We start from the raw sequence: 15658 nt of genomic DNA on the forward strand, positions 1-15658 counted from the left end.
GCGTCACATAATACTATGTGACGCAGTCAATATGTTGTTATTAAGGAATAATATTTCCATTATTTTGATCAAATAGATCTGGATGGTTGGTTCCTGGTGACGGAGCTGGTACCGCTGTATCAACTATAAGTGCGCCATCATTGAGTAAACCGTTAATGATAACTCCATCTGTTGTGTCACCGTATTCCTGCGATAGATCTACACCATCAAGTACAATCACTTGGTCAATGGTTCCATCTTTATCAACGTCAATAGAGATAGTGGTATTGCCATTGTTGAACGAGAAGTCTAGATAGTCATCCAAGTCACCATTTTGTTCATTCTGCAATAAGTCGCTGATATGAAGTGAGTCATGGTTAACTTCGAAGTCTTTAATGGTATCGGTACCAGTATCGCCTTTTGACCATACAAAGGTGTCATTACCCAGTCCGCCAATAAGGGTGTCATTACCTAAGCCACCGATAAGCACGTCATTACCTTCACCGCCATATATAGTATCGTTTCCACCTTGACCAAACAGAATGTCGTCACCCATTCCGCCATCTAAAATGTCATTGCCATCATTTACGTTATTGAGATTAAATTCATTTACATGGTCACGAATATAATCATGTACCGCTTTAACATCGATATCAGCAACATTCTGGCCAGTTTTGTCGGCTACATAAGTCTGTAAAGCAACATAGCCTTGTTCTGATGAGCCACTAAACCTGACTAAATCACCAAAGATAATGTCATCACCTTCGTTACCATAGGTATTGTCATCACCTTGTGATTGAAGAATCTCTGAACCAGTTATTACACTTGATAGATCAGATACATCAATCGACGCGCGTACATTGCCGTCTGTATCGTATAGCTTCAGGTTAGCTTCGCCTACAGGAGTCGAACCGTCAGCAGCTTTCAAACTAATAGCTTCTACTGCAGATACTGCAGCTAAAAGATTGAATGCATGTAATGCTTCATTTTGAGTGTTAGCCGTGCTTGTTGAATCTGTATCGCTGTATGAAACGAACTTACCGTTACTAGTGAAAGTCATTTTTCCTAGTGTTTTACCTGTATAAATAGAGTAGACATTACCACTAGCATCAACTACTAATTTACCATCAAGTTTGAGTATTACACCTTTACTATAATTACTACCCATCAAATTACTTAATGATACATATTGAGAAGAGTTTACGTCATAACCTATTAATATTTTGGTAGTATCTGTTTCAATTGTACTGCGATTGACAGTACCGTCTGTGATGAAGAACGATAAATTATGTCCGACATTTTGTTGAACAGTACTGCTACTAAACCAATTTATTGCAGTGTCAAAGCCAGCTTCATAATTAGTCCATCCATTAGCTGATAGTGACTTTAATTGATTCACTAATGTTTGAACTGCATTTGGAGCGTCCATGTTTACGGATACTGAAATATTTGAGCCTGTGGCAAAGTTAGTTAGCAGTACATTAACAACACCACTATGAGATCCGGTCGCACTATCTGCTAATGAATTGAATACAGATTCTAACTGCGTTTTTGCTGACGCAATAAGATTCGACATACTACCTGAAGTATCTAATATAAATGCAATGTTATAGTTTTCACCTGCAACAATCTGTAAGCCCTGTTGATCGCTCACAATAATATCGTTATTTGGTGTCCCTTTAATGATGTCATTGCCTGGATTACCAGTATACTTCTCATAAGTTGAGCTAGGATCTGATTCTCCGACGATGTTAATCGTCACTGTCGCAGTATCTGTCGCGCCATACTGATCCGTTACAGTATAAGTAAAAGTATCTGTCGCAAGTTGCCCAGCAGTAAGTGCTTCAAATGAATTGTTTGTGTCGTAAGAATAAGTACCATCACTGTGAATAGTTAGCAGTGCGCCGCTTGGTAATATAATGACTTCACCATCGGCAACTATAGCGCCATTCACACCTGTCAGGGCAAATGAATTTCCTTGTGCGTCAGAGTCATTATTTAATAAACCTTTACTGGTATCTGCGATGGATAACACACCATCTTCTGAGACAATATAAGTCCCCATAATTTCAGGGCCAGATGCTGCAACACTGGTAAGGAAATAATCAGATGAGTCAGCTAATGCTGCGCCACCATTTGCTTCACTAATGGTTTTAGTTGCTTCAAAGACCAGTTGGTCGAAGACAATATTTCCAGTATTAATGCTGAAAGTACCATCGTCACCTGAAGTTGTCTTGAACGTTTCACTTGCAACTAATTGACCATTGTAATAAGCCTTCCAAATACCTTGTTCGCCATTATTTTCATTGGTGAACATGTTTGAAACACTGAATGTCGCTTGATTAACTAAGCCATTAAAGTCAATCACAATTGATTCAGATGTCCCTGTAGCTGAATCATATTCGATTTGTCCAGCAATTTGACCTGAAGTCCGCGGTGAACCAGCAACACCAAGCTTGTTAGATCCTGATTCAATATTTACAGTGCCCATTGAGCCATCAGCTGTACGTGCTGAAATTCTCATTAGACTTTGGCCGTTAGACTGTGGGATTGCCCAAGCAGCAGTTGCATCTGTACTAACTGAGAATGATGTTCCTGGTCGGTCATCATTTGCATCAACATTGTTAATCGTTGCAGTGTCGGTAACAGTTGTTGATTCATTACCGGCAGCATCAGTTTGAGCAATTTCAACGATAATTTGTTCACCAGCGTTTGGAACATCAGCTGTCCATGTGATTTCACCATTATTGTAATTGAAAGCAACACTAGGTGCTGAACCATCTAAATTAACTAATTGACCATTTTCGAGTTTCAGGTCAAATGAAACATCATTACCATTGACTGTTATTGATACTGAAACAAAACCACCGGCAACAAGATCTGCATTATCGACTTCAGCTTTAATTTGTATCCCACTACCATTGGCCGCTATTTCACTATAATTTAACCAACCATCTCCAGGGACGCCATCATCTACAATAATAATTGATAGTGCAGATGGGGCCGCTCTATCTACCCCTTCGTTATCTGTCGCAATAATCGATGTGTTACCTGCAGCGTCAGTGACTTGAGCCGTGACGTTCACTTCTGTCGCGCCTGCAGTAACAGGCACTTCAACTGCGTAGCCATTGGTTAGCATCGCTTGCGTCACGGTAACCGTCGCTAATACGTTTCCACTGCCATCGGTCACGACGAGAGTGTCGCCGATCTGGGTGCCGGTCGCTAACGTGACAGTTGCGGTGACGGTGCCGTCAGAACCAATTTCATCGCTGTTAAACACGCCGTCGCTGCCCATGCCGCTGAACTCTACAAGCGGCGCTGGTGCCATGGTGGCATCAACAGGTTGGTTATCGGTGGCCGTTGCTGATGGGTTACCCGCAATATCAATCACTTGCGCGGTGACATCCACATCGGTTGCGCCAGCCGTAACTGGGACTTCAACATCAAAGCCGTTATCCAGCATGGCTTGAGTGACAGGGCCGTTAAATAATTCTGCGCCGTTACCGTCGGTGACAATTAAGGTGTCGCCCACTTGCGTACCGGTCGCTAACGTGACGGTTGCGGTGACGGTGCCGTCAGAACCAATTTCATCGCTGTTAAACACGCCGTCGCTGCCCATGCCGCTGAACTCTACAAGCGGCGCTGGTGCCATGGTGGCATCAACAGGTTGGTTATCGGTGGCCGTTGCTGATGGGTTACCCGCAATATCAATCACTTGCGCGGTGACATCCACATCGGTTGCGCCCGCCGTAACTGGGACTTCAACATCAAAGCCGTTATCCAGCATGGCCTGAGTGACAGGGCCGTTAAATAATTCTGCGCCGTTACCGTCGGTGACAATTAAGGTGTCGCCCACTTGCGTACCGGTCGCTAACGTGACGGTTGCGGTGACGGTGCCGTCAGAACCAATTTCATCGCTGTTAAACACGCCGTCGCTGCCCATGCCGCTGAACTCAACAAGCGGCGCTGGTGCCATGGTGGCATCAACAGGTTGGTTATCGGTGGCCGTTGCTGATGGGTTACCCGCAATATCAATCACTTGCGCGGTGACATCCACATCGGTTGCGCCCGCCGTAACTGGGACTTCAACATCAAAGCCGTTATCCAGCATGGCCTGAGTGACAGGGCCGTTAAATAATTCTGCGCCGTTACCGTCGGTGACAATTAAGGTGTCGCCCACTTGCGTGCCGGTCGCTAACGTGACGGTTGCGGTGACGGTGCCGTCAGAACCAATTTCATCGCTGTTAAACACGCCGTCGCTGCCCATGCCGCTGAACTCTACAAGCGGTGCAGGTGCCATGGTGGCATCAACAGGTTGGTTATCGGTGGCCGTTGCTGATGGGTTACCCGCAATATCAATCACTTGCGCAGTGACATCCACATCGGTTGCGCCAGCCGTAACAGGGACTTCAACATCAAATCCGTTATCCAGCATGGCCTGGGTGACAGGGCCGTTAAATAATTCTGCGCCGTTACCGTCGGTGACAATTAAGGTGTCGCCCACTTGCGTACCGGTCGCTAACGTGACGGTTGCGGTGACGGTGCCGTCAGAACCAATTTCATCGCTGTTAAACACGCCGTCGCTGCCCATGCCGCTGAACTCTACAAGCGGCGCTGGTGCCATGGTGGCATCAACAGGTTGGTTATCGGTGGCCGTTGCTGATGGGTTACCCGCAATATCAATCACTTGCGCGGTGACATCCACATCGGTTGCGCCCGCCGTAACTGGGACTTCAACATCAAAGCCGTTATCCAGCATGGCCTGAGTGACAGGGCCGTTAAATAATTCTGCGCCGTTACCGTCGGTGACAATTAAGGTGTCGCCCACTTGCGTACCGGTCGCTAACGTGACGGTTGCGGTGACGGTGCCGTCAGAACCAATTTCATCGCTGTTAAACACGCCGTCGCTGCCCATGCCGCTGAACTCAACAAGCGGCGCTGGTGCCATGGTGGCATCAACAGGTTGGTTATCGGTGGCCGTTGCTGATGGGTTACCCGCAATATCAATCACTTGCGCGGTGACATCCACATCGGTTGCGCCAGCCGTAACAGGGACTTCAACATCAAAGCCGTTATCCAGCATGGCCTGAGTGACAGGGCCGTTAAATAATTCTGCGCCGTTACCGTCGGTGACAATTAAGGTGTCGCCCACTTGCGTACCGGTCGCTAACGTGACGGTTGCGGTGACGGTGCCGTCAGAACCAATTTCATCGCTGTTAAACACGCCGTCGCTGCCCATGCCGCTGAACTCTACAAGCGGCGCTGGTGCCATGGTGGCATCAACAGGTTGGTTATCGGTGGCCGTTGCTGATGGGTTACCCGCAATATCAATCACTTGCGCGGTGACATCCACATCGGTTGCGCCCGCCGTAACTGGGACTTCAACATCAAAGCCGTTATCCAGCATGGCCTGAGTGACAGGGCCGTTAAATAATTCTGCGCCGTTACCGTCGGTGACAATTAAGGTGTCGCCCACTTGCGTACCGGTCGCTAACGTGACGGTTGCGGTGACGGTGCCGTCAGAACCAATTTCATCGCTGTTAAACACGCCGTCGCTGCCCATGCCGCTGAACTCTACAAGCGGCGCTGGTGCCATGGTGGCATCAACAGGTTGGTTATCGGTGGCCGTTGCTGATGGGTTACCCGCAATATCAATCACTTGCGCGGTGACATCCACATCGGTTGCGCCCGCCGTAACCGGGACTTCAACATCAAAGCCGTTATCCAGCATGGCTTGAGTGACAGGGCCGTTAAATAATTCTGCGCCGTTACCGTCGGTGACAATTAAGGTGTCGCCCACTTGCGTGCCGGTCGCTAACGTGACGGTTGCGGTGACGGTGCCGTCAGAACCAATTTCATCGCTGTTAAACACGCCGTCGCTGCCCATGCCGCTGAACTCTACAAGCGGCGCTGGTGCCATGGTGGCATCAACAGGTTGGTTATCGGTGGCCGTTGCTGATGGGTTACCCGCAATATCAATGACTTGCGCAGTGACATCCACATCGGTTGCGCCAGCCGTAACAGGGACTTCAACATCAAATCCGTTATCCAGCATGGCCTGGGTGACAGGGCCGTTAAATAATTCTGCGCCGTTACCGTCGGTGACAATTAAGGTGTCGCCCACTTGCGTACCGGTCGCTAACGTGACGGTTGCGGTGACGGTGCCGTCAGAACCAATTTCATCGCTGTTAAACACGCCGTCGCTGCCCATGCCGCTGAACTCAACAAGCGGCGCTGGTGCCATGGTGGCATCAACAGGTTGGTTATCGGTGGCCGTTGCTGATGGGTTACCCGCAATATCAATCACTTGCGCAGTGACATCCACATCCGTTGCGCCCGCCGTAACTGGGACTTCAACATCAAAGCCGTTATCCAGCATGGCCTGAGTGACAGGGCCGTTAAATAATTCTGCGCCGTTACCGTCGGTGACAATTAAGGTGTCGCCCACTTGCGTGCCGGTCGCTAACGTGACGGTTGCGGTGACGGTGCCGTCAGAACCAATTTCATCGCTGTTAAACACGCCGTCGCTGCCCATGCCGCTGAACTCAACAAGCGGCGCTGGTGCCATGGTGGCATCAACAGGTTGGTTATCGGTGGCCGTTGCTGATGGGTTACCGGCAATATCAATCACTTGCGCGGTGACATCCACATCGGTTGCGCCAGCCGTAACAGGGACTTCAACATCAAAGCCGTTATCCAGCATGGCCTGAGTGACAGGGCCGTTAAATAATTCTGCGCCGTTACCGTCGGTGACAATTAAGGTGTCGCCCACTTGCGTACCGGTCGCTAACGTGACGGTTGCGGTGACGGTGCCGTCAGAACCAATTTCATCGCTGTTAAACACGCCGTCGCTGCCCATGCCGCTGAACTCTACAAGCGGCGCTGGTGCCATGGTGGCATCAACAGGTTGGTTATCGGTGGCCGTTGCTGATGGGTTACCCGCAATATCAATCACTTGCGCGGTGACATCCACATCGGTTGCGCCCGCCGTAACAGGGACTTCAACATCAAAGCCGTTATCCAGCATGGCCTGAGTGACAGGGCCGTTAAATAATTCTGCGCCGTTACCGTCGGTGACAATTAAGGTGTCGCCCACTTGCGTGCCGGTCGCTAACGTGACGGTTGCGGTGACGGTGCCGTCAGAACCAATTTCATCGCTGTTAAACACGCCGTCGCTGCCCATGCCGCTGAACTCAACAAGCGGCGCTGGTGCCATGGTGGCATCAACAGGTTGGTTATCGGTGGCCGTTGCTGATGGGTTACCCGCAATATCAATGACTTGCGCAGTGACATCCACATCGGTTGCGCCCGCCGTAACTGGGACTTCAACATCAAAGCCGTTATCCAGCATGGCCTGAGTGACAGGGCCGTTAAATAATTCTGCGCCGTTACCGTCGGTGACAATTAAGGTGTCGCCCACTTGCGTGCCGGTCGCTAACGTGACGGTTGCGGTGACGGTGCCGTCAGAACCAATTTCATCGCTGTTAAACACGCCGTCGCTGCCCATGCCGCTGAACTCTACAAGCGGCGCTGGTGCCATGGTGGCATCAACAGGTTGGTTATCGGTGGCCGTTGCTGATGGGTTACCCGCAATATCAATCACTTGCGCAGTGACATCCACATCGGTTGCGCCAGCCGTAACAGGGACTTCAACATCAAATCCGTTATCCAGCATGGCCTGGGTGACAGGGCCGTTAAATAATTCTGCGCCGTTACCGTCGGTGACAATTAAGGTGTCGCCCACTTGCGTACCGGTCGCTAACGTGACGGTTGCGGTGACGGTGCCGTCAGAACCAATTTCATCGCTGTTAAACACGCCGTCGCTGCCCATGCCGCTGAACTCTACAAGCGGCGCTGGTGCCATGGTGGCATCAACAGGTTGGTTATCGGTGGCCGTTGCTGATGGGTTACCCGCAATATCAATCACTTGCGCGGTGACATCCACATCGGTTGCGCCCGCCGTAACTGGGACTTCAACATCAAAGCCGTTATCCAGCATGGCCTGAGTGACAGGGCCGTTAAATAATTCTGCGCCGTTACCGTCGGTGACAATTAAGGTGTCGCCCACTTGCGTACCGGTCGCTAACGTGACGGTTGCGGTGACGGTGCCGTCAGAACCAATTTCATCGCTGTTAAACACGCCGTCGCTGCCCATGCCGCTGAACTCAACAAGCGGCGCTGGTGCCATGGTGGCATCAACAGGTTGGTTATCGGTGGCCGTTGCTGATGGGTTACCCGCAATATCAATCACTTGCGCGGTGACATCCACATCGGTTGCGCCCGCCGTAACTGGGACTTCAACATCAAAGCCGTTATCCAGCATGGCCTGAGTGACAGGGCCGTTAAATAATTCTGCGCCGTTACCGTCGGTGACAATTAAGGTGTCGCCCACTTGCGTACCGGTCGCTAACGTGACGGTTGCGGTGACGGTGCCGTCAGAACCAATTTCATCGCTGTTAAACACGCCGTCGCTGCCCATGCCGCTGAACTCAACAAGCGGCGCTGGTGCCATGGTGGCATCAACAGGTTGGTTATCGGTGGCCGTTGCTGATGGGTTACCCGCAATATCAATCACTTGCGCAGTGACATCCACATCGGTTGCGCCCGCCGTAACAGGGACTTCAACATCAAAGCCGTTATCCAGCATGGCCTGAGTGACAGGGCCGTTAAATAATTCTGCGCCGTTACCGTCGGTGACAATTAAGGTGTCGCCCACTTGCGTGCCGGTCGCTAACGTGACGGTTGCGGTGACGGTGCCGTCAGAACCAATTTCATCGCTGTTAAACACGCCGTCGCTGCCCATGCCGCTGAACTCTACAAGCGGCGCTGGTGCCATGGTGGCATCAACAGGTTGGTTATCGGTGGCCGTTGCTGATGGGTTACCCGCAATATCAATGACTTGCGCAGTGACATCCACATCGGTTGCGCCAGCCGTAACAGGGACTTCAACATCAAATCCGTTATCCAGCATGGCCTGGGTGACAGGGCCGTTAAATAATTCTGCGCCGTTACCGTCGGTGACAATTAAGGTGTCGCCCACTTGCGTACCGGTCGCTAACGTGACGGTTGCGGTGACGGTGCCGTCAGAACCAATTTCATCGCTGTTAAACACGCCGTCGCTGCCCATGCCGCTGAACTCAACAAGCGGCGCTGGTGCCATGGTGGCATCAACAGGTTGGTTATCGGTGGCCGTTGCTGATGGGTTACCCGCAATATCAATCACTTGCGCAGTGACATCCACATCCGTTGCGCCCGCCGTAACTGGGACTTCAACATCAAAGCCGTTATCCAGCATGGCCTGAGTGACAGGGCCGTTAAATAATTCTGCGCCGTTACCGTCGGTGACAATTAAGGTGTCGCCCACTTGCGTGCCGGTCGCTAACGTGACGGTTGCGGTGACGGTGCCGTCAGAACCAATTTCATCGCTGTTAAACACGCCGTCGCTGCCCATGCCGCTGAACTCAACAAGCGGCGCTGGTGCCATGGTGGCATCAACAGGTTGGTTATCGGTGGCCGTTGCTGATGGGTTACCGGCAATATCAATCACTTGCGCGGTGACATCCACATCGGTTGCGCCAGCCGTAACAGGGACTTCAACATCAAAGCCGTTATCCAGCATGGCCTGAGTGACAGGGCCGTTAAATAATTCTGCGCCGTTACCGTCGGTGACAATTAAGGTGTCGCCCACTTGCGTACCGGTCGCTAACGTGACGGTTGCGGTGACGGTGCCGTCAGAACCAATTTCATCGCTGTTAAACACGCCGTCGCTGCCCATGCCGCTGAACTCTACAAGCGGCGCTGGTGCCATGGTGGCATCAACAGGTTGGTTATCGGTGGCCGTTGCTGATGGGTTACCCGCAATATCAATCACTTGCGCGGTGACATCCACATCGGTTGCGCCCGCCGTAACCGGGACTTCAACATCAAAGCCGTTATCCAGCATGGCTTGAGTGACAGGGCCGTTAAATAATTCTGCGCCGTTACCGTCGGTGACAATTAAGGTGTCGCCCACTTGCGTGCCGGTCGCTAACGTGACGGTTGCGGTGACGGTGCCGTCAGAACCAATTTCATCGCTGTTAAACACGCCGTCGCTGCCCATGCCGCTGAACTCAACAAGCGGCGCTGGTGCCATGGTGGCATCAACAGGTTGGTTATCGGTGGCCGTTGCTGATGGGTTACCCGCAATATCAATGACTTGCGCAGTGACATCCACATCGGTTGCGCCAGCCGTAACAGGGACTTCAACATCAAAGCCGTTATCCAGCATGGCCTGAGTGACAGGGCCGTTAAATAATTCTGCGCCGTTACCGTCGGTGACAATTAAGGTGTCGCCCACTTGCGTACCGGTCGCTAACGTGACGGTTGCGGTGACGGTGCCGTCAGAACCAATTTCATCGCTGTTAAACACGCCGTCGCTGCCCATGCCGCTGAACTCAACAAGCGGCGCTGGTGCCATGGTGGCATCAACAGGTTGGTTATCGGTGGCCGTTGCTGATGGGTTACCGGCAATATCAATCACTTGCGCGGTGACATCCACATCGGTTGCGCCCGCCGTAACTGGGACTTCAACATCAAAGCCGTTATCCAGCATGGCCTGAGTGACAGGGCCGTTAAATAATTCTGCGCCGTTACCGTCGGTGACAATTAAGGTGTCGCCCACTTGCGTACCGGTCGCTAACGTGACGGTTGCGGTGACGGTGCCGTCAGAACCAATTTCATCGCTGTTAAACACGCCGTCGCTGCCCATGCCGCTGAACTCTACAAGCGGCGCTGGTGCCATGGTGGCATCAACAGGTTGGTTATCGGTGGCCGTTGCTGATGGGTTACCCGCAATATCAATCACTTGCGCGGTGACATCCACATCGGTTGCGCCCGCCGTAACTGGGACTTCAACATCAAAGCCGTTATCCAGCATGGCCTGAGTGACAGGGCCGTTAAATAATTCTGCGCCGTTACCGTCGGTGACAATTAAGGTGTCGCCCACTTGCGTGCCGGTCGCTAACGTGACGGTTGCGGTGACGGTGCCGTCAGAACCAATTTCATCGCTGTTAAACACGCCGTCGCTGCCCATGCCGCTGAACTCAACAAGCGGCGCTGGTGCCATGGTGGCATCAACAGGTTGGTTATCGGTGGCCGTTGCTGATGGGTTACCCGCAATATCAATCACTTGCGCAGTGACATCCACATCGGTTGCGCCCGCCGTAACTGGGACTTCAACATCAAAGCCGTTATCCAGCATGGCCTGAGTGACAGGGCCGTTAAATAATTCTGCGCCGTTACCGTCGGTGACAATTAAGGTGTCGCCCACTTGCGTACCGGTCGCTAACGTGACGGTTGCGGTGACGGTGCCGTCAGAACCAATTTCATCGCTGTTAAACACGCCGTCGCTGCCCATGCCGCTGAACTCAACAAGCGGCGCTGGTGCCATGGTGGCATCAACAGGTTGGTTATCGGTGGCCGTTGCTGATGGGTTACCCGCAATATCAATGACTTGCGCAGTGACATCCACATCGGTTGCGCCAGCCGTAACAGGGACTTCAACATCAAAGCCGTTATCCAGCATGGCCTGGGTGACAGGGCCGTTAAATAATTCTGCGCCGTTACCGTCGGTGACAATTAAGGTGTCGCCCACTTGCGTGCCGGTCGCTAACGTGACGGTTGCGGTGACGGTGCCGTCAGAACCAATTTCATCGCTGTTAAACACGCCGTCGCTGCCCATGCCGCTGAACTCTACAAGCGGTGCAGGTGCCATGGTGGCATCAACAGGTTGGTTATCGGTGGCCGTTGCTGATGGGTTACCGGCAATATCAATCACTTGCGCGGTGACATCCACATCGGTTGCGCCCGCCGTAACTGGGACTTCAACATCAAAGCCGTTATCCAGCATGGCCTGAGTGACAGGGCCGTTAAATAATTCTGCGCCGTTACCGTCGGTGACAATTAAGGTGTCGCCCACTTGCGTACCGGTCGCTAACGTGACGGTTGCGGTGACGGTGCCGTCAGAACCAATTTCATCGCTGTTAAACACGCCGTCGCTGCCCATGCCGCTGAACTCTACAAGCGGCGCTGGTGCCATGGTGGCATCAACAGGTTGGTTATCGGTGGCCGTTGCTGATGGGTTACCGGCAATATCAATCACTTGCGCGGTGACATCCACATCGGTTGCGCCCGCCGTAACTGGGACTTCAACATCAAAGCCGTTATCCAGCATGGCCTGAGTGACAGGGCCGTTAAATAATTCTGCGCCGTTACCGTCGGTGACAATTAAGGTGTCGCCCACTTGCGTACCGGTCGCTAACGTGACGGTTGCGGTGACGGTGCCGTCAGAACCAATTTCATCGCTGTTAAACACGCCGTCGCTGCCCATGCCGCTGAACTCTACAAGCGGCGCTGGTGCCATGGTGGCATCAACAGGTTGGTTATCGGTGGCCGTTGCTGATGGGTTACCCGCAATATCAATCACTTGCGCGGTGACATCCACATCGGTTGCGCCCGCCGTAACCGGGACTTCAACATCAAAGCCGTTATCCAGCATGGCTTGAGTGACAGGGCCGTTAAATAATTCTGCGCCGTTACCGTCGGTGACAATTAAGGTGTCGCCCACTTGCGTGCCGGTCGCTAACGTGACGGTTGCGGTGACGGTGCCATCGCTGCCGATTTCATCACTGTTAAAGATACCGTCGCTGCCCATGCCGCTAAACTCAACGCTAGGCGCTGGTGCTGCAACATTATCAACAGGTTGGTTATCAGTCGCCGTTGCTGATGGGTTACCGGCAATATCAATCACTTGCGCGGTGACATCCACATCGGTTGCGCCCGCCGTAACAGGGACTTCAACATCAAATCCGTTATCCAGCATGGCCTGAGTGACAGGGCCGTTAAACAATTCTGCGCCGTTACCGTCGGTGACAATTAAGGTGTCGCCCACTTGCGTGCCGGTCGCTAACGTGACGGTTGCGGTGACGGTGCCGTCAGAACCAATTTCATCGCTGTTAAAGATACCGTCGCTGCCCATACCGCTGAACTCAACGCTAGGCGCTGGCGCCATGGTGGCATCAACAGGTTGGTTATCGGTGGCCGTTGCTGATGGGTTACCGGCAATATCAATCACTTGCGCAGTGACATCCACATCGGTTGCGCCAGCCGTAACAGGGACTTCAACATCAAAGCCGTTATCCAGCATGGCCTGGGTGACAGGGCCGTTAAACAATTCTGCGCCGTTACCGTCGGTGACAATTAAGGTGTCGCCCACTTGCGTGCCGGTCGCTAACGTGACGGTTGCGGTGACGGTGCCGTCAGAACCAATTTCATCACTGTTAAACACGCCATCAGTGCCCATGCCGCTGAACTCAACAGTAGGGACTGGAGAAGTAACATCTACAATTCCATCATCAGTATCAGTGGCAGAATTACCTGCAGGATCTGTGACTTCAGCAACGACTGTATAGCCGCCTTCAGATAACGGGTTAATAACGTCAACTTCGTAACTTCCATCGGGCTGAACCGTAGTTGTTATCGTTTGTTGATTACCTTCGCTGTCAGTTACTATTAATGTGACAGTGCTACCAACGGGCGCATCAGTAGTACCTATAATTGTTGGGGTTGTATCATTTGTAAGTGCGGGTGCATCAACAGTAATAACCGGTGGAGTAGTATCCAAAACGGCTGAATCACTTCCCTCTGGAGAAGTATTTCCATTTGAATCTACAACTACGGCTATAACCTCAATTTCTTCACCTTCATCAGGAGCCGGTAAGTCAAGGTTTACACTACCAGTATCAATATCTTCTTGTGTTAGGATTATTTCAATGCCATTCACAATAAGTGTATCACCAGCTTGTGCACCAGTATCGCCTAAACCAATGGTGACATTGACTTCAGTTGCACCGTCCAGTTCTTCATTACTAATAAGTCCATCATTATTGAGATCTGTATTGATAATGACTGTTGGAGCACCATCAGCTAATGGCGTGACTTCAATCGTTAGCGTCGCAGTAATGCCAGTGTTGGTGGTGTAGGTGATAACCGGAACTTGGCCGTTCCAGTTTTCATTAGGCGCGAAGGTGTATGAACCATCTGTGTTAAGAATTAACACACCATTTTCTAAAGTTACTTCAGAACCAGCATCATAGTTTTGTCCGTCAACTTCGAAGCTGACAACACTTAAATCTGAATCAATATCACTGTCGTTATCTAATACATTACCTGTGGCAACAGTATCTTCTACAATAATATTATTGTCATTGATGAGCACCGAAGCATCATCCAGAGGTGTGACTTCAATCGTTAGCGTCGCAGTAATGCCAGTGTTGGTGGTGTAGGTAATAACCGGAACTTGGCCGTTCCAGTTTTCATTAGGCGTGAAGGTATATGAACCATCTGTGTTAAGAATTAACACACCATTTTCTAAAGTTACTTCAGAACCCGCATCATAGTTTTGGCCGTCAACTTCGAAGCTGACAACGCTTAAATCTGAATCAATATCACTGTCGTTATCTAATACATTACCTGTGGCAGCAGTATCTTCTACAATAATATTACTGTCATTGATGAGTACCGAAGCATCATCCAGAGGTGTCACTTCAATCGTTAGCGTCGCAGTAATGCCAGTGTTGGTGGTGTAGGTGATAACCGGAACTTGGCCATTCCAGTTTTCATTAGGTGTAAAAGTATATGAACCATCAGTATTAAGAATTAAAATACCGTCATCAAGAGTCACTGCGGTACCAGCAGGATAAGTCTGCCCGTCAACTTCGAAGCTGGCTACGCTTAAATCAGAATCAACATCGCTGTCGTTATCTAATACATTACCTGTGGCAACAGTATCTTCTACAATAATATTACTGTCATTGACCAATACAGACTCGTCATCAACGGGAGTTATGTTTATTGTTAGCGTTGCTGTAACACCAGTATTGGTGGTGTAAGTGATAATTGGAACTTGGCCATTCCAGTTTTCATTAGGCGAGAAAGTGAAAGAGCCGTCAGCATTAATAATAAGTACGCCACCTTCAAGCTGTACTTCGGTACCCGCATTATAGGTTTCGCCGTCAACTTCAAAACTGACTACGCTCAAGTCTGAGTCTGCATCAGAATCGTTTAATAGAACATTGCCGGAAGCGACCTGATCTTCATCACTTGTAATTATGTCATTTACTAATATTGATGGGGAATCATTTTCACCAATAGTTTCTTCTTGAGTCACTGCTGTTGGGGCAGCAGCTTGTCCTGTTGTGTCATAGCCTGAATCCGCAAGTGTTTCATCACCGTCTCTTGATACTGCAACATAACCAAAATCACCTTGGTTGGCTGTTGGGGTGCCAGCGGCGGTTTCAGGTAAGTCTGCAGTTGGGTCTTCGCCAGATGCGATTAATGCCTGTAAAGCTTCGATTTCATCTAAGGCTTCTTGATCTGCTACTTGTTCAACAATGGCATCATCAATGGTATCGGCTAATGTAATAATCGATTCATCATTGGGCATGTCAGCACTATTAAAAATAGTACCGTCATCGAATGTGATAACAAAACCAAGATCATTACTGCTGGCAACTATTGCACCAATCGGCACTGCCTGACCAAGCTGTAATTCAGTAGTTTCATTATTAATCGTAATTGTTACCGAACCTTCTGAAGCAGAAAGTATTCCATTTTTTGATGTAGTCATCGATCCCATTTGAAG

1 protein-coding gene is annotated in these 15658 nt (G+C 50.6%); it reads right to left on the minus strand.

The window, feature by feature from the left end; translation table 11 throughout:
• Nucleotides 1-40: 40 nt before the first annotated feature.
• Nucleotides 41-15652 (minus strand): Ig-like domain-containing protein, encoded by a 15612-nt coding sequence (locus tag EGC82_RS03690; protein WP_124729553.1) that lies wholly within the window; start codon nt 15650-15652, stop codon nt 41-43.
• Nucleotides 15653-15658 lie beyond the last annotated feature (6 nt).

This window comes from Shewanella livingstonensis (assembly GCF_003855395.1).
Classification (GTDB): domain Bacteria; phylum Pseudomonadota; class Gammaproteobacteria; order Enterobacterales; family Shewanellaceae; genus Shewanella; species Shewanella livingstonensis.